19 protein-coding genes and 1 pseudogene are annotated in these 21,625 nt (G+C 62.8%); 9 read left to right on the forward strand and 11 right to left on the reverse strand.

Annotation, left to right across the window (positions count from 1 at the left end):
* Nucleotides 1-40: 40 nt before the first annotated feature.
* Both recN and PQQ96_RS18420 read right to left on the reverse strand, forming a co-directional pair.
* On the reverse strand, nucleotides 41-1,711 hold the full coding sequence (gene recN / locus PQQ96_RS18415) for a DNA repair protein RecN (RefSeq protein ID WP_408294625.1): 1,671 nt from the start codon (nucleotides 1,709-1,711) through the stop codon (nucleotides 41-43).
* A gap of 93 nt (nucleotides 1,712-1,804) precedes the next feature.
* Nucleotides 1,805-2,707, reverse strand: a complete 903-nt coding sequence (locus PQQ96_RS18420; protein WP_408294628.1) for an NAD kinase — start codon at nucleotides 2,705-2,707, stop codon at nucleotides 1,805-1,807.
* A 354-nt stretch (nucleotides 2,708-3,061) separates the two neighbouring features.
* Between PQQ96_RS18420 and hrcA the strand changes: the two genes are divergently transcribed.
* The 3 genes from hrcA (at nucleotide 3,062) to PQQ96_RS18435 (ending at nucleotide 5,742) form a co-directional block, all read left to right on the forward strand.
* Complete coding sequence (gene hrcA, locus PQQ96_RS18425) at nucleotides 3,062-4,081, forward strand: heat-inducible transcriptional repressor HrcA (protein ID WP_408294630.1); 1,020 nt, start codon at nucleotides 3,062-3,064, stop codon at nucleotides 4,079-4,081.
* Nucleotides 4,082-4,255: 174 nt separating this feature from the next.
* Nucleotides 4,256-5,326: a ferrochelatase gene (gene hemH, locus PQQ96_RS18430; RefSeq protein ID WP_408294633.1), complete on the forward strand. Its 1,071-nt coding sequence runs from the start codon at nucleotides 4,256-4,258 to the stop codon at nucleotides 5,324-5,326.
* Between the two features lie 8 nt (nucleotides 5,327-5,334).
* Nucleotides 5,335-5,742 carry an RNA-binding S4 domain-containing protein gene (locus PQQ96_RS18435; protein WP_408294636.1) on the forward strand — a complete coding sequence of 136 codons (408 nt, stop codon included), beginning with the start codon at nucleotides 5,335-5,337 and terminating at the stop codon, nucleotides 5,740-5,742.
* Here PQQ96_RS18435 and PQQ96_RS18440 read toward each other — a convergent pair.
* Nucleotides 5,714-5,875, reverse strand: a complete 162-nt coding sequence (locus PQQ96_RS18440; RefSeq protein ID WP_172316196.1) for a hypothetical protein — start codon at nucleotides 5,873-5,875, stop codon at nucleotides 5,714-5,716. The two genes, PQQ96_RS18435 and PQQ96_RS18440, sit on opposite strands and share 29 nt — an antisense overlap.
* Before the next feature lie 378 nt (nucleotides 5,876-6,253).
* Between PQQ96_RS18440 and grpE the strand changes: the two genes are divergently transcribed.
* From grpE to PQQ96_RS18465, 5 genes and pseudogenes are all read left to right on the forward strand, one after another.
* Nucleotides 6,254-6,838, forward strand: coding sequence for a nucleotide exchange factor GrpE (gene grpE, locus PQQ96_RS18445; RefSeq protein WP_408294639.1), 585 nt, complete (start codon nucleotides 6,254-6,256; stop codon nucleotides 6,836-6,838).
* Nucleotides 6,839-6,926: 88 nt separating this feature from the next.
* A pseudogene (locus PQQ96_RS18450) lies at nucleotides 6,927-7,175 on the forward strand (thioredoxin domain-containing protein); the annotation flags it as partial.
* Between the two features lie 153 nt (nucleotides 7,176-7,328).
* Entirely contained in the window at nucleotides 7,329-9,281 is a 1,953-nt protein-coding gene (gene dnaK, locus PQQ96_RS18455; RefSeq protein ID WP_408294642.1) for a molecular chaperone DnaK, read from the forward strand.
* 267 nt (nucleotides 9,282-9,548) lie between these two features.
* Nucleotides 9,549-10,691, forward strand: coding sequence for a molecular chaperone DnaJ (dnaJ, locus tag PQQ96_RS18460; RefSeq protein WP_408294645.1), 1,143 nt, complete (start codon nucleotides 9,549-9,551; stop codon nucleotides 10,689-10,691).
* A 24-nt stretch (nucleotides 10,692-10,715) separates the two neighbouring features.
* Nucleotides 10,716-12,704, forward strand: coding sequence for a chorismate-binding protein (locus PQQ96_RS18465; RefSeq protein WP_408294648.1), 1,989 nt, complete (start codon nucleotides 10,716-10,718; stop codon nucleotides 12,702-12,704).
* Between the two features lie 346 nt (nucleotides 12,705-13,050).
* On the opposite strand, the gene panB is transcribed toward PQQ96_RS18465, so the two are convergent.
* The 7 genes from panB to PQQ96_RS18500 all read right to left on the reverse strand — a co-directional run bounded on the left by panB (nucleotide 13,051) and on the right by PQQ96_RS18500 (nucleotide 19,370).
* Complete coding sequence (gene panB, locus PQQ96_RS18470) at nucleotides 13,051-13,866, reverse strand: 3-methyl-2-oxobutanoate hydroxymethyltransferase (protein WP_408294651.1); 816 nt, start codon at nucleotides 13,864-13,866, stop codon at nucleotides 13,051-13,053.
* A gap of 36 nt (nucleotides 13,867-13,902) precedes the next feature.
* Complete coding sequence (locus tag PQQ96_RS18475; protein ID WP_408294654.1) at nucleotides 13,903-14,583, reverse strand: deoxynucleoside kinase; 681 nt, start codon at nucleotides 14,581-14,583, stop codon at nucleotides 13,903-13,905.
* Nucleotides 14,580-15,128, reverse strand: a complete 549-nt coding sequence (folK, locus tag PQQ96_RS18480) for a 2-amino-4-hydroxy-6-hydroxymethyldihydropteridine diphosphokinase (protein ID WP_408294657.1) — start codon at nucleotides 15,126-15,128, stop codon at nucleotides 14,580-14,582. Before folK ends, PQQ96_RS18475 begins: the two co-directional genes overlap by 4 nt.
* A 48-nt stretch (nucleotides 15,129-15,176) precedes the next feature.
* Nucleotides 15,177-16,751, reverse strand: coding sequence for a polynucleotide adenylyltransferase PcnB (pcnB, locus tag PQQ96_RS18485; protein WP_408294660.1), 1,575 nt, complete (start codon nucleotides 16,749-16,751; stop codon nucleotides 15,177-15,179).
* Nucleotides 16,748-17,434, reverse strand: a complete 687-nt coding sequence (locus PQQ96_RS18490; RefSeq protein WP_408294663.1) for a histidinol-phosphatase — start codon at nucleotides 17,432-17,434, stop codon at nucleotides 16,748-16,750. The genes pcnB and PQQ96_RS18490 overlap by 4 nt, the downstream gene beginning before the upstream one ends.
* Complete coding sequence (gene hda, locus PQQ96_RS18495) at nucleotides 17,427-18,200, reverse strand: DnaA regulatory inactivator Hda (protein WP_408294666.1); 774 nt, start codon at nucleotides 18,198-18,200, stop codon at nucleotides 17,427-17,429. The genes PQQ96_RS18490 and hda overlap by 8 nt, the downstream gene beginning before the upstream one ends.
* 93 nt (nucleotides 18,201-18,293) lie before the next feature.
* A complete protein-coding gene (locus PQQ96_RS18500; RefSeq protein ID WP_408294668.1) occupies nucleotides 18,294-19,370 on the reverse strand; it encodes an AI-2E family transporter in 1,077 nt (358 codons plus the stop codon).
* Between the two features lie 150 nt (nucleotides 19,371-19,520).
* Between PQQ96_RS18500 and purM the strand changes: the two genes are divergently transcribed.
* The gene (gene purM, locus PQQ96_RS18505; protein WP_408294671.1) at nucleotides 19,521-20,588 is read left to right on the forward strand and encodes a phosphoribosylformylglycinamidine cyclo-ligase; all 1,068 of its coding nucleotides are present in this window, start codon (nucleotides 19,521-19,523) and stop codon (nucleotides 20,586-20,588) included.
* Between the two features lie 71 nt (nucleotides 20,589-20,659).
* On the opposite strand, the gene miaA is transcribed toward purM, so the two are convergent.
* Nucleotides 20,660-21,607 carry a tRNA (adenosine(37)-N6)-dimethylallyltransferase MiaA gene (miaA, locus tag PQQ96_RS18510; protein WP_408294674.1) on the reverse strand — a complete coding sequence of 316 codons (948 nt, stop codon included), beginning with the start codon at nucleotides 21,605-21,607 and terminating at the stop codon, nucleotides 20,660-20,662.
* Between the last annotated feature and the right edge of the window lie 18 nt (nucleotides 21,608-21,625).

Consider the following 21,625-nt stretch of genomic DNA (forward strand, 5'->3'; position numbering starts at 1 on the left):
CGCGTTCGCCGATGGTCGCGATGATTTCCAGCCCGAGTTCCTACGCCGCCAGCATTTCCTTCGCATGCTTGCGCGTCGTCGCAGTGATCTCCAGTCCGCCGAGCATCCGCGCAACTTCTTCGACGCGGCTTACGCGGTCCAGCGAGGTCACGCTGCTGACCGTGCCGCCCTTGCCGTTGCCTGCCTTCGCGACCTGGAAATGATGGTCGCCGCGGGCGGCGACCTGCGGCAAGTGCGTGACGCACAGCACCTGACGCGCCTGTCCCAGTTGATGCAGCAGGCGTCCAACCACTTCAGCGACGCCACCGCCGATCCCCGTATCCACTTCGTCGAAAATCAGGGTGGGTGTCGGGCTCGCGGCGCTCGCAATGACAGCCAACGCGAGACTGATCCGCGCCAGTTCGCCGCCTGATGCGACCTTCGCGAGCGGCCGCAGCGGCACGCCGGCATGGCCGGCAACGCGGAATTCGACCTGTTCGAGCCCATGCGCGCCGCCTTCTGGTAGCGGCACCAGCGCCACTTCGAAGCTGCCGCCTTTCATCGACAGTTCCTGCATGCCGGTGGTCACGGCAGCGCCCAACGCCTTGCCGGCCTTGGCGCGCGCCTTCGAGAGTTTTTTCGCTTCGGTGAGGAAGGCTTCTTTAGCTTGAGCGGCGGCCGCGTGCAGGCTGTTGAGATCGGCTGCGGCGTCGAGCGCGGCAAGTTGCGCGCGACGCGCTTCGTGTTCTTCCGGCAGCGTCTCCGGCTGCAGGCGGAATTTGCGCGCGGCCGAGTGCAGCGCGTCGAGACGCTTTTCGACCTGGGCGAGCCGGTCAGGATCGAGTTCGAGCTTTTGCGCATAGTGACTGAGCGAATAGGCCGCTTCCTGCAACTGGATCTCGGCCGGCTCCAGCGCCGCCAGCACGTCGTTCAGCGCCGGGTCGATCTCAGCCAGATCGCGCACCTTCGACACGATCGAGGCGAGATGCGTGATCATCGCCTCGTCCGACTCGGACAGCGCGCCGAGCGCTCCCTGAACGCCGTCGATCAGATTGGCTGAATGCGACAGGCGCCGGTGCTCGGTGTTGACCTCTTCCCATTCGCCCGGTTGAGGCGAAAGTTTGTCCAGCTCGGTGAGCTGCCAGGCGAGGCGCTCGCGCTCCAGTTGCAGCTCGCGGTCGCGCGTTTGCGCATGCTCGACGGCCTGGATCTTTTCGCGCCACGACCGCCATGCACGGGAGACGGTTGCCGCGGTTTCCGTGAGGCCGGCATGGGTGTCGAACAGTTCGCGTTGCGCGTCCGGGCGCATCAGCAACTGGTGCGCATGCTGCCCGTGGATATCCACCAGCATCTCGCCGACTTCGCGCAACTGCGTGAGCGTCGCCGCCGTGCCGTTGATGAACGCCCGCGAGCGGCCGTTCGCATCCACCACGCGACGGAGCATGACGGTGCTGCCGTGATGGCCGTCGTCGGCTGTCGTGCTGAGCGCCTGGTCGTCGAGCCATTGCTCGACTTGCGCATGCGCCTCGAACTCCGCGGTGATGTCGGCACGGCTTTCGCCGGTGCGCACCACGTTCGCATCGGCGCGGGCGCCGAGCGCGAGGGCCAGCGCGTCGATCAGGATCGACTTGCCGGCGCCTGTTTCGCCTGAGAAAACGGTAAAGCCGCTGTCGAATTCGAGATCGAGCGCGGCGACGATGACGAAGTCGCGTATCGAGAGGTGGCGAAGCATGGAGGTCGTCTGATGAGCTTGATAGTCAGGGTTCGGCAGCGGCGGCGTTCGCGGTCCGGGGCCGGTGTTCCGGAGGCCCGGCGTTCCGGCCGCTCAGGGCTTGGTATCTTCTTCGTGTGACGGGTATTCGTTCCAGTGCAGCTTCTTGCGCAGCGTGGCGAAGTGGCTGTAGCCGACCGGGTGCAGCATCGGCACCGTATGACGAGAGCGGCGCACTTCGATCGTGTCGCCCAATTCCAGCGAAGTGAACGACTGCATGTCGAAATTGACGTTCACTTCGCGGCCCGAGACGATCTGGATGCTCACCTTCGAGTCGTCCGGCAGCACGATGGGCCGGTTCGACAGCGCATGCGGCGCGATCGGCACCAGCACGATGCCTTGAAGTTGCGGATGCAGGATCGGTCCCTGCGAGGACAGCGCGTAGGCGGTCGAACCCGTGGGGGTGGCGACAATCAGGCCGTCCGAGCGCTGGTTGTACATGAAGCGCCCGTCCACCGAGACATGCAGCTCCGCCATCCCCGAGAAACCGCTACGGTTGACCACCACGTCGTTGAAGGCCAGCGCGTGATAGATCGGCGTGCCGCCGCGCATGATGCGCGCTTCGAGCAGCATGCGTTCTTCCCGCTCGAAGTTGCCGGCAAGCATTTGCGGCACGATCTCGCGCATGTCGGAGATCGGAATGTCGGTAATGAAGCCAAGCCGCCCGTGGTTGATGCCGATCAGCGGTGTGCGGTAGGGCGCGAGCTGGCGGCCAATGCCTAGCATCGTGCCGTCGCCGCCCAGCACCACGGCAACGTCGGCACGCGCGCCGATCTCGGCGGGACGCAGCGCCGGATAGTCGGTGACACCGATTTCGGCAGCGGTGTCGGCTTCGAACACGACCTCGAAGCCGCGTCTGGCGATGCACGAGGCGAGCGCGGTCAGCGGCTCGCCGATGCCCGGCGTATTGTTGCGCCCGACGAGCGCGACGGTCTTGAACTGGCTGGTCACTTGCATGCCGGCATTACACCATAGGTAGGGGCTGAAAAGAACCGCAGACAGACCCGGTAGCGGGCCTGCGCAAGCGGGCTGCCAGCACATGGGGCGATTATCGTTAGAATGGTGAAGCCTTGATGACACGCGCGCCGGTTGTTGTCCGGCGGCGTGCCGCCAGCGGACTCGCAGCAATGGTGGCAGGCGAGGCGCAGGGCGCGAGCCTGGACGGCGCGCTGGCAATGACGCTGAATACGGCGCCAGTCATGGCGTCGCATAGAAAACCAGGCGCCACCTTGCCAACCGCCGGTGCGATAGTCAGGGATTGGCGCCGTTAGCGCTCGCTGTAGACGCCTCATTGAGCTAAAATTTTCCGTCATGCTAGATCCCCGCGCACAAACCCTCCTCAAAACGCTGATCGAGCGCTATATCGCCGAAGGTCAGCCGGTCGGCTCGCGCACGTTGTCACGCTATTCCGGCCTCGAACTGAGTCCGGCGACGATCCGCAACGTGATGTCCGATCTCGAGGACCTGGGGCTCGTGATCAGTCCGCATACTTCAGCGGGCCGCATCCCGACGCCGCGTGGCTACCGGCTGTTCGTCGATACCATGCTGACGGTGGAATCCGCGGCAGACGAAGAAGCAGTGATGCGTGCCGTCAAGACTACGCTGCAGGCGGGCGAACCGCAGAAAATCGTCGCTGCGGCGGCCAGCGTGCTGTCCAATCTGTCGCAGTTCGCCGGCGTGGTGCTCACGCCGCGGCGCAGCCACGTGTTCAAGCAGATCGAGTTCATGCGCCTGTCGGACAAGCGCATCCTGCTGATCATCGTGACGCCCGAGGGCGACGTGCAGAACCGCATCATGGCGACCCAGCGTGACTTTTCGCCGTCGCAACTGGTGGAAGCCTCCAATTACATCAACGCGCACTTCGCGGGCCTCTCGTTCGACGACGTGCGCCGGCGCCTGCGCGAAGAAATCGACGAGCTGCGCGGCGACATGACCACGCTGATGCACGCCGCGGTCACCGCCAGCACGGATGAAACCGACACCGGCGAGACCGTGTTGATTTCCGGCGAGCGCAACCTGCTCGAAGTCGCCGACCTTTCGTCGGATATGGCGCGTTTGCGCAAGCTGTTCGATGTGTTTGACCAAAAGACCAGTCTCCTTCAGTTGCTCGACGTGTCGAGTCACGCCGCGGGTGTGCAGATTTTCATCGGCGGCGAGTCGAATCTCGTGCCGATCGAGGAAATGAGCGTGGTGACCGCGCCTTATGAGGTGAACGGCAAGATCGTCGGCACGCTCGGCGTGATCGGGCCGACCCGCATGGCCTACAACCGCGTGATTCCGATTGTCGATATCACCGCGCGGCTGCTTTCCATCACGCTCAGCCAGCAGTAACTCCTGGCATCTGCGAACTGCGGCACCGCATGCAGCACATGATGCGGGACGGCGCGCGGCTTGCCAATTGGCCGAATGGCCAGGGGGCCCTGGCGGACCTTGCCATGGACCGCGCCGCTATAATGAATCCCACCTGAACCGATTCCCCGCCTAAAGCGGTTATCTCTGCTGCCTATGCGCTTTGACCTCGAGCGGCCATCACAGAACGCCACGTCACACCGTGTCGCCGTGTTGCTGATCAATCTCGGCACGCCCGACGCGCCGACGCCGCGTGCGGTCCGTCGCTATCTTGCGCAGTTCCTGTCCGATCCCCGCGTGGTCGAAATTCCGGCGCTGCTCTGGCAGGTGATCCTGCGGGTGTTGATTTTGCCGGTCCGCAGCCGTGCGTCAGCGAAGAAGTACGCGGCCGTGTGGATGCCGGAAGGCTCGCCGCTGCGTGTCTTCACGGAAAAGCAGGTAGAAGGATTGCGCCACTTGCTGCAATTGAACGACTACACGGTGCTGGTCGATTACGCCATGCGTTACGGCACGCCAGGCATTCCGGCCATGCTGAACCAGCTCAAGCTGGCGGGCGCCGAGCGCGTGCTGCTGATGCCCATGTATCCGCAATACTCTTCGTCGACCACGGCCACGGCTTTCGACGACGCCTTTTCGGCCCTCAAGCGCATGCGCAATCAGCCGGAAGTCCGCACGGTGCGCCAGTACGCTGATCATCCGGCATATATCGCCGCGCTCGCTGCGCAGGTGCATCATTACTGGCATCAGCACGGCCGGCCGGACTTCGCGGCGGGCGACAAGCTGGTGCTCAGCTTTCACGGCGTGCCTAGGCGCACGATGAATCTCGGCGATCCATATCACGAGCAATGCCAGCAGACCGGCGCGCTGTTGACGCAGGCGCTGGGATTGACGCAGGTGGAATGCCGCATCACGTTTCAGTCGCGCTTCGGCAAGGCCGAATGGCTGCAGCCGTACACCGCCCCCACGCTGAAGGAATTGGGCTCGGCGGGCGTGCGGCGTGCCGACGTATTCTGTCCGGGCTTTACCGCCGATTGCCTTGAAACGATTGAAGAAATCGGCATGGAAGTGCGCGACGAGTTCCTGCACGCGGGCGGCAAGGAGTTTCATCGGATTCCCTGCTTGAACGCTTCGCAGCCGTGGATCGCCGCGCTTGGCGAAATCGTCGCGCAGAATCTTCAGGGCTGGCCCGTGCAAGCGGTGCCGGTGCCGCACACGACCGGGGCTTGAGCAGGCTCATGAATTACAGGATTTCAACCGAACCGGGCGCGAAGCTGCGCATCGACAAATGGCTTTGGGCGGCGCGCTTCTTCAAGACCCGCTCGCTGGCGGCGGACGCCGTCGACAAAGGGCATGTGCGCATCGGCGGCGCCAGCATCAAGCCGGCCAAAGATGTGCGGGTCGGCGACCTGGTCGAGATCGAGATCGAACGGATTGTGTGGCAGGTGGAAGTGCTGGGCGTGTGCGACGTGCGTGGCCCAGCCAGCGTCGCGCAGACGCTTTATACGGAAACCGAAGAGAGCAAGGCGAAGCGGCAGGTCGAGCAGGAGCGGCGCAAGACGTACCGCGAGCCAGCCGCCGCTTTACACGGCAGGCCGACCAAGCGCGACCGGCGCACTATCGACAAACTTTCAGGTGGGGATTGAACAATTGTTCCATCGCCGCGTGCACACCGCCGTACTCGGTGGTGTGATCGTTGACGGCCCCGGACATGCAGATGGTCGTGGTGCCCGCGATCAGTACCAATGCGACCACCGATATTGCAAAGGTCAGTTTCACGGTACTCCCCTTGGGAAGATTCAGAACGGAAACAGGCAAATAAGGTGTAATTGCAAGAAATCGGTAAGGCGCACGTCAGATTAGGGTTAACGTGTCTTTTCCGATGCTTTATTGGAGCATAGGCCAGTTGGCTAGAGCACTCAATCTCCATCTGATTGCGACGCAATAATGGTTGTAACCGGGCATTTCTGCCGCACGTCCGTGGTGCGAAAAGTTCCGGGAGAGGCGCTTGAAATGGACCTTTCCGGCCCCATCTGCCGTTTCGATACGCGTTAATGCACCAAGTTGTCTGTCGCAATTTTGCAACGCACAAACTGTGCTAGCTTTGACGCGTTGCCGCCACCGTTAGCTTTAACTTTTTTAACGACTTTCAGCGACATGGAAAACACGCAAGAAAACCCGACGAGCCAGAATCCCACGCCCGCCGACGAAACCGCGCGCCAGGCCGCGGAGGCCGCGGCATCCCAGCAGGACGTGGCTGCAAACGCGGCGCCTGAAGCGCCGGCAGCCGGCGCGGACGCCGCCTTGGCCGAAGCTGAGGCGAAAATTGTCGAGCTGCAGGAGAGCTTCCTGCGGGCGAAGGCTGAGACTGAGAACGTGCGCCGCCGCGCCCAGGAAGATGTCGCCAAGGCCCACAAGTTTGCGATCGAAAGCTTTGCTGAGCATTTGCTGCCGGTGGTCGACAGCCTCGAGGCAGCGGTTGCCCACTCGTCCGACGACCTGCAAAAGGTCCGTGAAGGTGTCGAGCTCACGCTGCGCCAGCTCTCCGGCGCGCTGGAGAAGGGCCGCGTCGTCGCGCTGAACCCGGTCGGCGAGAAGTTCGATCCGCATCGCCACCAGGCCATCTCGATGGTGCCGGCCGAACAGGAGCCGAACACCGTTGTTGCTGTGCTGCAAAAAGGCTTCGTGATCGCCGACCGCGTGCTGCGTCCGGCCCTCGTGACCGTCGCGGCGCCGAAGTAAGCATAAAAGGTCGCATCGAAAGCCGTTCGTCAGCCGTCTGTTCCGGCTGACAGGTACCGTCATGGCCAACCTTCCCGTCGATGCCGCCGCGTTCGCCGTCAGGTGGTTTCACAGCAACGTCTACGAGCATCGAGAACCAGGCCGGCGTTGCATGCTTCACGGCGTGCCCACCTGGTTCTTCTTTTACCGCGGCAAGCGGCTCGGCCGGGCAACCGGCCGGCACGGCCTCGGGCATTTCGAGGCGGCGATCGCTGCCTCGCGGGAAAAGATCCGGGTGGCCAATGCGGCCGGCAGCACGGTCAATGGTGAAAAAAGCGGCAAAAGTTCGGCCGATTGAAAAAAATTAAAGACCGCATCGTAAAAGAGGTCTTGAAAACGATGCGGACGCACTTATGTTGAGTGCAGGTGGGAATTGAGAGCGGATCGCCTTACCGCCAACTGGGCAAAAAAGGCGATTCCCGCAGCGATCAAAGTCAGGAGATTAGTAAAAATGGGCAAAATCATCGGCATCGACCTCGGCACGACCAATTCGTGCGTGGCGATCATGGAAGGCAATTCGGTCAAAGTGATCGAGAACTCGGAAGGTGCGCGCACCACGCCGTCGATCATCGCTTACATGGAAGACGGCGAAATTCTCGTCGGCGCACCGGCTAAGCGTCAGTCGGTCACGAACCCGCGCAACACGCTGTACGCTGTCAAGCGCCTGATCGGCCGCCGTTTCGAAGAAAAGGAAGTGCAAAAAGACATCGGTCTGATGCCGTACAAGATCATGAAGGCCGACAACGGCGACGCATGGGTCGATGTGCGCGATCAGAAGCTGGCACCGCCGCAAATCTCGGCTGAAGTGCTGCGCAAGATGAAGAAGACCGCTGAAGACTACCTCGGCGAGCCGGTCACGGAAGCTGTGATTACGGTTCCCGCGTACTTCAACGACAGCCAGCGTCAGGCGACCAAAGATGCAGGCCGCATCGCCGGTCTGGAAGTGAAACGGATCATCAACGAACCGACCGCAGCCGCTTTGGCATTCGGTCTGGACAAGGCCGAAAAGGGCGACCGCAAGATCGCGGTGTATGACCTGGGCGGCGGTACGTTCGACGTGTCGATCATCGAGATCGCAGACGTTGACGGTGAAATGCAGTTCGAAGTGCTGTCCACGAACGGCGACACGTTCCTCGGCGGTGAAGACTTCGACCAGCGCATCATCGATTACATCATCGGCGAGTTCAAGAAGGAACAGGGCGTCGACCTGTCGAAAGACGTGCTCGCGCTGCAACGCCTGAAGGAATCGGCTGAAAAGGCGAAGATCGAACTGTCGTCGAGCCAGCAAACCGAAATCAACCTGCCGTACATCACGGCCGACGCGTCGGGTCCGAAGCACTTGAACCTGAAAATTACGCGCGCCAAGCTGGAAGCGCTGGTTGAAGAGCTGATCGACCGCACGATCGAACCGTGCCGCACGGCGATCAAGGACGCAGGCGTGAAGGTCGGCGAAATCGACGACGTGATTCTGGTCGGCGGTATGACCCGCATGCCGAAGGTGCAGGAAAAGGTTAAGGAATTCTTCGGCAAGGATCCGCGCCGTGACGTGAACCCGGACGAAGCCGTGGCTGTTGGTGCCGCGATTCAAGGCCAGGTTCTGTCGGGCGACCGCACGGACGTTCTGCTGCTCGACGTGACCCCGCTGTCGCTCGGCATCGAAACGCTCGGCGGCGTGATGACGAAGATGATCAACAAGAACACCACGATCCCGACCAAGCACGCACAGGTCTACTCGACGGCTGACGACAATCAGGGCGCCGTGACGATCAAGGTGTTCCAGGGCGAACGCGAAATGGCAGCGGGCAACAAACTGCTGGGCGAGTTCAACCTCGAAGGCATTCCGCCGGCACCGCGCGGCACGCCGCAGATCGAAGTGAGCTTTGACATCGACGCGAACGGCATTCTGCACGTCGGCGCGAAAGACAAGGCGACCGGCAAGGAAAACCGCATCACGATCAAGGCGAACTCGGGTCTGTCCGAAGCCGAAATCGAAAAGATGGTGAAGGACGCCGAAGCGAACGCGGAAGAAGATCACAAGCTGCGCGAGCTGGCCGATGCCCGCAACCAGGGCGACGCGCTGGTCCACAGCACGAAGAAGGCGCTCACCGAGTACGGCGACAAGCTGGACGCCGGCGAGAAGGAAGCGATCGAAACCGCGCTGAAGGACCTCGAAGAAACGCTGAAGAGCAATTCGAGCGACAAGGCCGCGATCGAAGCCAAGATCGAAGTGGTGGCGACCGCCTCGCAGAAGATGGGCGAGAAGATGTACGCCGACATGCAGGCTGCGCAAGGTGCCGAAGCTGCGGCAGCGGGCGCGGCAGGTGCGGGCGCGTCGGCGGCTGGCGCGAGCCAGCAGCAGGACGACGTGGTCGACGCTGAGTTCAAGGAAGTGAAGAAAGACTAAAGCCGGGTCGCAATTCGACCGTAAAGCCGCACACAGCACTGTGTGCGGCCTGGCTGCAAAACGGTTTGCTCCCGTCCGGGTGCATGAACCTGCAAAGCGGTTATCGCGCCTGGTGAGCCTTTTGGGGCTCTCCGGGCACATTTGTTTTATGGAGGGCGTTGTCTGAGCCGCGTAGAAAACGGTTTGAACAGCGGCCGGACGAGTCGCAAGACTCCAGCATTCAAGAGGAGCCACCGCGCCCCATTGCGCGAGTGGCGTTGAACCGATATGGCGAAACGGGATTACTACGAGGTTCTGGGCGTCGCAAAGAACGCGAGCGACGACGAAATCAAGAAGGCTTATCGCAAGCTTGCGATGAAGCACCACCCTGACCGCAATCCGGGCAACAAGGATGCGGAAGGGCATTTCAAAGAGGTGAAGGAAGCCTATGAAATGCTGTCGGACTCGCAAAAGCGTGCTGCGTACGACCAGTACGGCCACGCGGGCGTCGATCCGAACATGGGTGGAGCCGGCGCGCAAGGTTTCGGCGGGTTTGCCGATGCGTTCGGCGATATTTTTGGCGACATTTTCGGCCAGGCAGCGGGCGGTGCCGCACGCGGCGGCCAAGGCCGTGCCGGCCCGCAGGTGTATCGCGGCGCCGATCTGCGCTACAGCATGGAAATCACGCTGGAACAGGCCGCACACGGCTACGACACGCAGATTCGCGTGCCGAGCTGGGTGTCGTGCGAAATCTGTCACGGTTCGGGCGCGAAGCCCGGCACCAAGCCGGAAACCTGCCCGACCTGTAGCGGTTCGGGTTCGGTGCGGATGTCGCAGGGCTTCTTCAGTATCCAGCAGACCTGCCCGAAGTGCCACGGCACGGGCACCTATATCCCTGAACCGTGTGGCCACTGCCACGGCGCGGGCAAGGTGAAGGAAACCAAGACGCTGGAAGTGAAGATCCCGGCAGGTATCGACGACGGCATGCGCATCCGCTCGGCCGGCAACGGTGAGCCGGGTATCAACGGCGGTCCGTCGGGCGATCTGTACGTCGAGATTCACATCAAGCAACACTCGGTGTTCGAGCGCGACGGCGACGACCTGCACTGCCAGATGCCGATTCCGTTCACCACGGCGGCGCTTGGCGGCGAAATCGAAGTGCCGACCCTGGCGGGCCGCGCGAGCTTCACGGTGCCGGAAGGCACGCAGTCGGGCAAGACGTTCCGTCTGCGTGGCAAGGGTATCAAGGGGCTGCGTTCGAGCATTGCCGGCGATCTGTACGTGCATGTGCAAGTCGAAACGCCGGTCAAGCTCACCGAGCCGCAGCGCGAGTTGCTTCAGCAATTCGAGAAGGCACTCGTGGAAGGCGGCGCGAGGCATAGCCCGCAAAGCAAGAGCTGGTTCGATCGGGTGAAGAGCTTCTTCGATTAATAGCAGTTTGATTTGGCGGCAAGCATGACGGCAGATGAGCGCGACGCAGTTTTCGCGTTGCTCGACGATTGCGACGCGACGGCGGCGCGCCGTTCGAGTCGTCTGTACACGGGTTTTGTGCAGGAACGGGTTTGCGCGGACGCCGCGCAACTTGAAACGGTGTGCGAGACCGTGGCTGCGGATACACGGCGTGGGTTGCATGCCGTCGTGCTCGCCGACTACGAGTTTGGCCGATGTCTTCTCGACGGCGGCCGAACTCACCGGGCATTGAAAGAAACGCAGCGTGGCGATGCCACGCTGCGTTTTTTATTGTTTGAACGTTGCGAGAAACTGTCGCGTGACGACGTCGATACGTGGCTCGTGGAACGCGACGGCGGCGCGGCCGAGGCGTCGGTGGCGGGCACGGCGAACGTGCGCGCGAGTGTCGATCCGAAGCAATTCAACGCAGCGATTGACGCAATCCATGCCGCCCTGCGCGCGGGCGATACTTATCAGGTGAACTACACGTATCGACTCGGTTTCGATGTATTCGGCTCGCCGACAGCGCTATATCGGCGCCTGCGGGCACGTCAGCCGGTGCCCTACGGCGCGCTTATCGCCTTGCCGGGCGACGCATGGGTGCTGTCGTGCTCGCCGGAGTTGTTCATCGAGAAGGAGGGCGCCATGTTGCGCGCCCGGCCGATGAAAGGTACTGCGCCGCGCTCAGCCGACCCCGTGGTCGATCGTCATGCCGCCGAGTTCCTCGCAAACGATCCGAAAAATCGCGCTGAGAACGTGATGATCGTCGACCTGTTGCGCAACGATCTGTCGCGCGTGGCGCAGACGGGTTCGGTCAATGTGCCGGCGCTGTTTTCGGTCGAACCGTATGCGTCGGTCTGGCAGATGACGTCAACGGTGCATTCGACATTGCGCGCTGGCACGTCGTTCGCCGGGATCATGCGCGCGCTGTTTCCATGCGGCTCGATCACCGGTGCGCCGAAGCACCGCACGATGCAATTGATTGACGAGCTCGAAAGCGCGCCGCGTGGGCTCTACACTGGCGCGATCGGTTGGCTCGATGCGCCTGCGCCTGCTGCTGAAGTCGCCGCCACTTCCAGTGGCAACACTGCTGTTGACGCCGCTGGCGTCACCACTGTCGCTGCTGCATCTTTAGGCGCCACGCCCTCGGTCACTGCAAGCAACATCGCCTGCGGCGACTTCTGCCTGTCCGTCGCGATTCGCACTTTGACCTTAAGTCCGACCACGCAGCCGGGTGAGCTACAAGGCAGGATGGGCGTTGGCGCGGGCATCGTGCTCGACAGCGTTGCCGCCGATGAATATGCGGAGTGCCAATTGAAGGCCAGCTTCCTGACCGGCGCCGAACCGGGTTTCGAGCTGTTCGAAACGATGTATGCGACGCGGGAGGAGGGTGTGCGGCACCTGCCGCGCCATCTCGCGCGCCTCTCGGCGAGTGCCGCGACGCTCGGTTTCAAACTCGACGACGAAAACGAAGTTCGCGCGCAAATCGCAGGGAAATGTGCGGCGTTGCCAGCGCAAACCCCGCACCGTGTGCGGCTCGCGCTGAGTAAAAACGGCACCGTACACATCACTGCGGCAGTACTCATGCCGCTGGCTGACTCGACGGTCGGCGTGCTGCTCGGGCCGGACCACGCGTTCTCCGCGACGAACGCCGATGATCCGCTGCTGCGCCACAAAACCACGTATCGCGCCGAATACGATCGCGGCTGGCGCGAAGCGGAAGCGAAGGGTGCTTTCGACACGCTGTTTTTCAACGAGCGGGGCGAATTGACCGAAGGCGGCCGATCGAATGTGTTTGTGAAAGTGGCCGGGCGGTGGTGGACGCCGCCATTAAAGTCGGGCGTGCTGCCCGGGATCATGCGGGGTGTGCTGCTGGAGGATACGAGCCTTCAAGCGGCTGAACGCGTGCTGACGCGGGTCGATGTGCAGAATGCCGAAGCGCTTCTGGTGTGCAACGCACTACGAGGCGCGGTACAGGCACACGTGCTGGGCTAAGGTAGGGTCTATAAGGCTAAGGCAGCCGCGCTGCCAGTTTTGGGCGCCGCGTGCGGCCGCAGCCGCTCAACGGTGGCGAACGAGGAGTAGACGGGCGACCCATCGGGACAGGCGTGCGTGCCATGTGGATCTCCGCGCTTTACGCGGTGTGGTGCCATTGTCGCGGATTCCCGCTACGTCGATCAGGCAAAAGGGGCTCATGGTCATCTCTCTTCGGCAAGCGGCAAAGCCGCGTTAACAAGGTAGACGAAGATAGACGACCAGGTTCTCAAGCGATATCAGACTGGTCCCAAATAGGCACAACCAGACACAACCGCGGGTGTGGCCCGCTATCAGACATGCGCGTTCAGAACGTGTGCTCCGGCCCCGGGAACGAGCCGTCCTTCACGGCACGCACATACGCTTCCACGGCAGCCTGGATGTTCGGCTGCCCCTGCATGAAATCCTTCACGAAGCGCGGCCGCTTGCCGGGGAAAATGCCCAGCATGTCGTGCAGCACCAGCACCTGACCCGAGCAGTCCACGCCTGCACCGATGCCGATCGTCGGAATCCGCAATTGCTTCGTGGCTTCACTCGCGAGTAGCGTTGGGATCGCTTCCATGACGATCAGTTGAGCACCCGCATTCTGCACGGCGAGCGAGTCGCGCAACAACTGGCTCGCGCCTGCCTCGGTCTTGCCCTGCACCTTGAAGCCGCCAAACGCATGCACCGATTGCGGCGTCAGACCGACGTGCGCGCACACCGGAACCGCCCGTTCGACCAGAAACCGCACCGTGTCCGCGAGCCACTCACCACCCTCGAGCTTCACCATTTGCGCGCCTGCACGCATGAGTTCCACCGAGCTCCTGAAGGCGTCCTCCGGCGTGCCGTACGTGCCGAACGGCAGGTCGGCGACCACCAGCGCTGAGGGCCGCGCCCGCGCCACGCTTGCCGTGTGATACGCGATCTCACTGAGCGTCACCGGCAGCGTGGTCGTCTGGCCTTGCAGCACGTTGCCGAGCGAGTCGCCGATCAACAGCACGTCGACGCCCGCGCGATCCAGCAGCGCGGCGAAGCTCGCGTCGTAACAGGTCAGCATGGCGATCCTTTCGCCGGCGTCGCGCATCGCCTGCAGTTTCGGCACGGTGATGGCGTTCCGGCTCGCTTCCTGCAAATAGGTCATGGGGAAGATCCGTTGAAAAAAGAGGAGGCGCGCCGCTTAAAGCGACGTGCCTTTGACAAAGAATTCCTTGCGGCCGCGCATGGTTTCGATGCGTTCGGCGAGTAGCGCAAGGTCCGCGTCCGAGTCGAGCGGATTGAGATGTTCGGCGTTGACCGTCAGCACGGGCGTGCGGTCGTAGTGATAGAAAAACTCGTTGTAGGCGTCGCAGAGCGCGTGCAGATAGGCATCGGAAATCTGCAACTCCATGGGCACGGCGCGCTTCTGGATCCGCGCGAACAGCACCTCAGGACTGGCTTGCAGATAGACCACGAAATCCGGCGCAGGTCCGCTTACGTCGAGTCGTGCAGCGAGTTCGCGATAAAGCTGCCACTCGTCTTCCTGCAGCGTCAGACGCGCGAAGATGTCGTTCTTCTGCGTCATGAAATCGGTGATCAGCGGTATGCCCGCCACATTCGCGGCCACCACTTCCTGGACCTGCTGCGCGCGCTGCAAAGCGAAGTGCAATTGCGTCGGCAGCGCATAACGCGCGGTGTCGCGATAAAAGCGTTCGAGAAAGGGATTGTCCTGCGGCCGCTCGAACAGTTCCTGCATCGACCAGCGCTGTGCGAGCCGCCGTGCGAGCGAAGTCTTGCCGACGCCGATTGGCCCTTCGATCGCGAGATAGCCGAAGGGCGGCCGCAATTGCGGTGCGGTGACTGTGAGCGGTGGCGAACTCATTCGCAACGGCCCTTGTCTGCGGCAGGGGCGCCGGCGTTCAATGCATTAAGCATTGGGCATTGGCAAGCCCCCTTCACCTTTTCGATCCGTTGGTCGCTCACGCCGTCAAGCAACGCCTCGGCACGGCCGTGTTGCGGGATGATCAGCGCTGCGTCGATCTCGACGAGCGGCACGAGTGCAAAGGCGCGTTCGATCAAACGCGGATGCGGCACGATCAGATCGGCTTCGTCGATCGATTGATCGCCGTAGAGCAGAATGTCCAGATCGAGCGTGCGCGGTGCGTTGCGAAACGGCCGCTCGCGGCCGAACTGATGTTCGATCTTGTGGCACAGCGCAAGCAGATGCCGCACGGGGAGCGTCGTTTCGACCTTCACGACGCAGTTGAAATAGTCGTCACCGCCCGCGTCGATGGGGGCAGTGCGATACAGGCTCGACTTGGCGAGCACGGAGATGGTGTGCTGTTGTGCCAGGCACACCACCGCGTCTTTCAGGGTCTGGCGCGCGTCCCCGAGATTCGCGCCGAGGCCGAGATAGGCAACCGTCATGGCATAACTTCCTGCAACTATCGTTCGACGGTAACCGCCAACGCTGTGTCAGTCTTCGTGCGGGCCGTCATGGCCCGCGTCGTTGGCTGTGCGTTCTGGCGAACCGCCCTCCATTCCGTCGCCCGGTTTGCGGGTTCTGGCGCCACTGCTGCGCCTCCGTCGTTTTCTGGGGCTTCGGTCCTTCCCGCCTTGCGTGAGTAATGTCTCACGCGCAGCGACGTCTCCTTCGATGAACTCCGTCCACCACGCACCGACCGACTCTTCGAGTTCGCCCGATTCGCAGCGTAACAGGAGGAAATCATACCCCGCTCTAAATCTTTGGTGTTCCAGCAGCTTCAGCGCGCTTCTTCCCGAGCGTTTCTCGAGGCGCAGCTGCAGGCCCCAGATCTCGCGCATATCCGACGAAAAGCGTTTGTGGATTGCGAGCTTCTCGGTTTGCATGTCGAGGACTTCGTCCATCGCGCGATGCAGGGCCGGTACCGGATACTCACCGTTCGCTTCAAATTGCTGCCAGCGCGTCTGGACGTCGTGCCACAGCAGCGTAGCGAACAGGAAGCCCGGCGAAACCGGCTTGCCGGCACGCACGCGGCTGTCCGTGTTGGTCAGCGCGAGCGTGATGAATTTCTCGCCGATCGGCTGCTCCAGCACCACGTCGAGCAACGGGAGCAGGCCGTGATGCAGGCCTTCCTGGCGCAGACGTTTCAAGCAGGCGAGCGCGTGTCCCGACAGCATCAGCTTGAGCATCTCGTCGAACAGACGCGCGGCCGGCACGTTGTTGATAAGATCGGCCATGTTGGCGATCGGCGCGCGGGTCGTGTCTTCGATCTCGAACTCGAGCTTGGCGGCAAAGCGCACCACGCGCAGCATGCGCACCGGATCCTCGCGATAGCGGGTCGCCGGGTCGCCGATCATGCGCAACAGACGCGCGCGCATGTCGGCCATGCCGTTGTGATAGTCCAGCACGGTTTGCGTGGCCGGATCGTAGTACATCGCGTTGATCGTGAAGTCGCGGCGCGTGGCGTCTTCATGCTGCTCGCCCCAGACGTTGTCCCGCAGCACGCGGCCGCTCGCGTCCACCGCATGCGTGCGGCGGTCGAGCTCGTCGCGCTTGAGGCGGCGCGGGGGCGCTGCGTCGGCCGCGGGCGGATCGACCAGCGCGCGGAACGTCGAGGTTTCGATGATTTCCTGGCCGAACTGCACGTGCACGATCTGGAACCGGCGGCCGATAATGCGCGCGCGGCGGAACAGCTTCTGCACCTGTTCGGGCGTGGCGTCGGTCGCGACGTCGAAGTCTTTCGGCTTGATGCCGAGCAGCAGATCGCGCACCGCACCGCCGACGATAAACGCGCGATGCCCGGCCTCCTGCAGACCTTCGGTGACGCGAATCGCGTTCCTCGAGATCAGCGACTGATCGATGCCGTGCACGTCGTGCGGAATGATGACCGGCACGTCGGGGTCCCGCACGGCTGGGGCGGCGGGGCGCACCGGCTTACGGCGCGCTTTGCTGGCGCTGGACGCGTTGCGTGCCGGTGCCTCGCCGGTTTCGTCTGCTTCGGCGGGCGGGGTGTCGTCAGCGGGCGCCGAATCCTGGCCGAATAGCTTGCGGATAAGTTTTTTGATCACGAGGGTTGGAAGAGTTCGAGGATGCGCCAGCCTTTGGCCTGCGCATGGGCGCGCAATGTGTCGTCGGGATTGGTCGCGATCGGATCGGTGACCTTGTCGAGCAGCGGGATGTCGTTGTGCGAGTCGCTATAGAAATAGCTGTGCTCGAAGTCGCTCCAGGTCTTGCCAAGCGATGCCAGCCATGCCTCGGTACGGACGATCTTGCCTTCTTTGTAGCTCGGCGTGCCGGTGGGACGGCCGGTGTACGGCGAGTGCGGCTGGCCGTCGACGGTTTCCGCTTCGCAGGCGATCAGCGCATCCACACCGAACGCCTGAGCGATCGGGCGGGTGATGAATTCGTTGGTTGCGGTGACCACGCAGCAGAGATCGCCGGCTTCGCGGTGCTCCCTGACCAACTCCAGCGCGACCGGAAAGATCGCCGGCTTGATCACTTCATGCATGTACTGCGCGTGAAGGTCGGCAAGCTGGGCGCGCGTGTATTTCGCGAGCGGCGTGAGCATGGCGATCAGATAAGCGTGAATGTCCAGCTTGCCGGCCTTGTAGTCGGCGAAAAAGCGGTCGTTTTCACGAGCGAAATTATCGGCGTCGACCATGCCTTGCTTCACCATGAAGCGGCCCCATTCGTGGTCGCTGTCGGTGGGGATGAGGGTGTGGTCGAGGTCGAAGAGTGCGAGGTTAGCCATGGGGGCCTATTTTACTTGAAGCGGCGGCGGGGGACGCGGATGAAGCGGACGAGGCGGGTGCCGTCCGCCGGTCATCGGCGTCGGGCGAGGCCAGCATGGTGCGTAGAAGCGGCAGCGTGACCGCGCGTTTCTGCTCGAGCGAGAAGCGATCGAGCGCGTCGAGCAACGCCATCAGGCTGGGCATGTCGCGACGGAAATGCGTGAGCAGGTAGGCGGGGACGTCGTCGGCGAGCATGAGGCCGCGCTCGCGGGCAGCGTGTTTCAGCACGGCGGCCTTGCCTTCGTCCGGCAGCGGCGCAAGGTGAAACACGAGGCCCCAGCCGAGGCGCGTGCGCAAATCTTCGCGCACCGTCATGCCGATCGGCGGCGCATTGCCCGCCGCGACGAGCGCGCTGGTCGGATGCGCGCGCACTTCGTTGAACAGGTTGAACACGGCAATCTGCTGCGCTGCGGACAGGCCGTCGCAATCGTCGATCGCATACAGGGCGACGCGCGGGTCGAACGTGAAGGCGGCAAGGCTGCTCTGCGGGCCGGCAAAGCGTGCATGACCCGGGGGCGCTTCGTGGACCAGCGCCTGCAGCAGGTGCGTGCGGCCACTGCCCGCTTCACCCCAGACGTAGAAGGTGCGATCGGCCACCGGCCCGGCAGCGAGCGCGTTGTCGATCTCGCGCAACCGTGTGACCAGCTCTGCGTTGGCGCCGGCGAAGAAATTGTCGAATGTCGATGGCGGCGGGGTGCCGAGATCGAGCGTCAGTTGACGAAGCACAGTAGGTTAATGCCGAAAATGAGGCTTAGGCCGCAAATGGCCCGAACTTCGGGCCCTGAAACGTCAAGGAACAGTCAATGAGCAGTCAATGACTCAGTTGTTGTAAAGCGTGCTCGCCAGATAGCTTTGACGCAACTCGCGCATCGCTACCGACAGAATGGCGCTGACCGGCAGCGCCAGCAACACGCCGAAAAAGCCGAACAGTTGACCGAACGCGAGCAACGCGAAGATGACCGCGAGCGGGTGCAGGCCGATCCGTTCGCCGACCAGGCGAGGCGTGAGATAAAAACTCTCCACGATCTGGCCGACGCCATAAATCAATGCGACCGCGCCGAAGCCGTACCAGTCGCCGAACTGTAGCAGCGCCGCGAGCAGCGCCAGGGCGAGTCCGGTTGCAAAACCGATGTACGGGATGAACACGGCAAGGCCCGTGAAAATACCCACCGGCAGCGCGATCTCGAAGCCGGCGATGGTCAGCGCAATCGCGTAATAGACCGCGAGCACCCCCATCACGAGTAACTGGCCGCGCAGGTATTGCGACAGCATCTGATCCATGTCGCGCGCGAGTTGCAGCGTCTTTTCGAGCCAGCGGCGCGGCACCGTGATCTGCATGCGAGCGAGCATGCGGTTCCAGTCGTACAGCAGATAAAACAGCACGAGCGGCACCATCACGAGGTTGCCGACCACCGTCATCATCACGTTGCCGCTGGTGCGGATCGAGGTCCATGCATACAACGCGACCTGCTGCGCGCTGCCTTCGAGCTGCCCCATCACGAGGTCGCGAATGCTGGCGAAATCGAGCGAGTCGGCGAGGCCCAGCATGGCCAGCTTGGGTTGCAGCCAGGCGCTCACGTGCGCAAACAGCACGGGCACCTGTTGCTTCAACTGCGGACCTTCTTTCTGGATGACGGCCAGCACCAGCAGCACGAGCATCGTCATCAGCAACGAAAACAGCAGCATCATCAGCAAGGCGGCGAGTCCGCGCGGCACCCGGCGGCGCACCATCCACGCAACGCCCGGTTGCAGAATGTACGCGAGAATGGCGCCTAGCAGGAACGGCGTGAGGACGGGACTCAGTAGCCAGAGCAGAATGCCGACAACCAATGCGATCGCCAGCCAGATGAAGGCACGGCGTTGCACAGGCGTCAGGATCGAGGGGTTCTGTTGCAAAAGTTGTTTCCCTGGTGTCGTCGCGACAGGATGATTCAAATTCCAGCCAGACGGCCGGCAACTCTGTATGGGACCAGAGTAAGCGCTGAAGCGCCAACTCTGGTCGGCATCGGGTAAAATCGCATTTTACCGACCTTCGAGCACTTCCCCATGAATCAACCGAAATCCGACCAGCATTCAACTGATTCGGCCCAAGGGTTGTCGTATCGCGACGCCGGCGTGGACATCGACGCGGGCGACGCCCTAGTTGACGCGATCAAGCCCTTTGCCAAAAAGACGATGCGCGACGGCGTGCTGGGCGGCATCGGCGGGTTTGGCGCGCTGTTTGAAGTGCCGAAGAAGTATAAGGAACCGGTGCTGGTGTCGGGCACGGACGGTGTCGGCACCAAGCTGCGCCTCGCGTTTCAACTGAACAAACACGACACCGTCGGCCAGGATCTGGTGGCGATGAGCGTCAACGACATTCTGGTTCAGGGCGCTGAGCCGCTGTTTTTCCTCGATTATTTCGCTTGCGGCAAGCTGGACGTCGGTACGGCGGCAACGGTTGTGAAGGGTATCGCGCATGGCTGCGAACTGTCCGGCTGCGCGCTGATCGGCGGCGAGACGGCTGAAATGCCGGGCATGTATCCGGACGGTGAATACGATCTGGCCGGTTTTGCGGTCGGCGCGGTGGAAAAGAGCAAGATTATCGACGGCAGCACGATCGCCCCGGGCGATGTGGTGCTGGGCTTGGCTTCCAGCGGTATCCATTCGAACGGTTTTTCGCTGGTGCGCAAGATCATCGAGCGCGCGCAGCCGGATTTGAACGCGGATTTTGACGGCCGAACGCTGGCCGACGCGCTGATGGCGCCTACGCACATCTATGTGAAGCCTTTGCTGGCCTTGATGCAGCAGATAGCAGTGAAGGGCATGGCGCACATCACCGGCGGCGGGCTGGTCGAGAATATTCCGCGCGTTCTGCGTGAAGGCTTGACGGCTGAGCTGGATCACCGTAGCTGGCCGATGCCGCCGCTGTTCTCGTGGCTGCAGAAGCACGGCGGCGTGGCGGATGCGGAAATGCACCGCGTGTTTAACTGCGGGATCGGGATGGCGGTGGTGGTTTCTGCTGCTGATGCCGACGCTGCGATCGCGTCTTTGTCGGCGGCTGGCGAACAGGTTTGGAAGATTGGCGTGATTCGCGAAAGCGCGGCCGGTGAAGCCCAGACGGTAGTGATCTAAGCAGCCAGTCCGACCCAAGGCTGGTTTGCCTGCGCGGCGCGCAGAAAGAAAGTGCCGCGCGGGCAAAAACCTCAAATCAGTTCTTCAATCAAGCTGACGACCTGCGCAGTCGCGCTGGGATCGCAGCAATCAACCACAACCCGCTCTGTTATGCTGCGCAGCCACGTGAGTTGCCGCTTGCACAATTGCCGGGTAGCAAAGACCCCCTTATCCCGCATGGTCGAATAGTCGACCGCCCCGTCGAGATATTCCCAAGCCTGCCGATATCCCACGCAGCGCATGGACGGCATCTCGGGCGACAAATCCCCGCGCGCGCGCAATTTCACCACTTCGTCGATAAAGCCGTCGGCCAGCATGGCATCGAAACGTTTTTCGATGCGCGCATGCAGCACGCTCCGGTCGGAAGGCTCCAGCGCAAGCGGTACGAAACGCCACGCCAAAGCGGCGTCGTCCGTTCGAGCGGGCGCGGCCAGCAAAGTGGACATCGCTTGCCCAGTCAGCGTGAAAACTTCGAGCGCCCGCTGAATCCGCTGCGAATCGTTCGGCGCCAGACGCGCGGCCGTCACGGGATCGACCGCGGCAAGCCGTGCATGCATCGCCGGCCAGCCGTCACGTGCGGCGTCGGCATCGAGCGTCGCACGTACGTCGGCATCGGCGGCGGGCAGGTCATTCAGGCCCTGAGTGAGCGCCTTGTAGTACAGCATGGTCCCACCGACCAATAACGGCAGGCGCCCGCGCGCACTGATCTCGCCGATCAGGCGCAACGCGTCGCTGCGAAATTCCGCGGCCGAATACGCGTCCGCCGGATCGACGATATCGATCAGATGATGTGGGGCCACCGCGCGTTCTTCCGGCGTCGGCTTGGCGGTGCCGATATCCATCTCGCGATAGACCAGCGCCGAATCGACACTGATGATTTCCACCGGCCGCCGAGCGGCCAGCGCCAGCGCGGCGGCGGTTTTACCGGATGCGGTGGGGCCGAGCAGGCAAGGGATCGGCGTGGGGGTACGTGAAGTCATCGGCAAGGCGGCGCGCGC

Origin of the sequence: Paraburkholderia sediminicola (genome assembly GCF_046027825.1) — a bacterium.
Lineage (GTDB): Bacteria > Pseudomonadota > Gammaproteobacteria > Burkholderiales > Burkholderiaceae > Paraburkholderia > Paraburkholderia sediminicola_D.

Excerpts from the sequence above, each read along its gene's own strand:
- recN (WP_408294625.1), bottom strand. The coding sequence starts at position 1,711 with ATGCTTCGCCACCTCTCGATACGCGACTTCGTCATCGTCGCCGCGCTC.
- PQQ96_RS18420 (WP_408294628.1), bottom strand. The coding sequence starts at position 2,707 with ATGCAAGTGACCAGCCAGTTCAAGACCGTCGCGCTCGTCGGGCGCAAC.
- hrcA (WP_408294630.1), top strand. The coding sequence starts at position 3,062 with ATGCTAGATCCCCGCGCACAAACCCTCCTCAAAACGCTGATCGAGCGC.
- hemH (WP_408294633.1), top strand. The coding sequence starts at position 4,256 with ATGCGCTTTGACCTCGAGCGGCCATCACAGAACGCCACGTCACACCGT.
- PQQ96_RS18435 (WP_408294636.1), top strand. The coding sequence starts at position 5,335 with ATGAATTACAGGATTTCAACCGAACCGGGCGCGAAGCTGCGCATCGAC.
- grpE (WP_408294639.1), top strand. The coding sequence starts at position 6,254 with ATGGAAAACACGCAAGAAAACCCGACGAGCCAGAATCCCACGCCCGCC.
- dnaK (WP_408294642.1), top strand. The coding sequence starts at position 7,329 with ATGGGCAAAATCATCGGCATCGACCTCGGCACGACCAATTCGTGCGTG.
- dnaJ (WP_408294645.1), top strand. The coding sequence starts at position 9,549 with ATGGCGAAACGGGATTACTACGAGGTTCTGGGCGTCGCAAAGAACGCG.
- PQQ96_RS18465 (WP_408294648.1), top strand. The coding sequence starts at position 10,716 with ATGACGGCAGATGAGCGCGACGCAGTTTTCGCGTTGCTCGACGATTGC.
- panB (WP_408294651.1), bottom strand. The coding sequence starts at position 13,866 with ATGACCTATTTGCAGGAAGCGAGCCGGAACGCCATCACCGTGCCGAAA.
- PQQ96_RS18475 (WP_408294654.1), bottom strand. The coding sequence starts at position 14,583 with ATGAGTTCGCCACCGCTCACAGTCACCGCACCGCAATTGCGGCCGCCC.
- folK (WP_408294657.1), bottom strand. The coding sequence starts at position 15,128 with ATGACGGTTGCCTATCTCGGCCTCGGCGCGAATCTCGGGGACGCGCGC.
- PQQ96_RS18490 (WP_408294663.1), bottom strand. The coding sequence starts at position 17,434 with ATGGCTAACCTCGCACTCTTCGACCTCGACCACACCCTCATCCCCACC.
- purM (WP_408294671.1), top strand. The coding sequence starts at position 19,521 with ATGAATCAACCGAAATCCGACCAGCATTCAACTGATTCGGCCCAAGGG.
- miaA (WP_408294674.1), bottom strand. The coding sequence starts at position 21,607 with ATGACTTCACGTACCCCCACGCCGATCCCTTGCCTGCTCGGCCCCACC.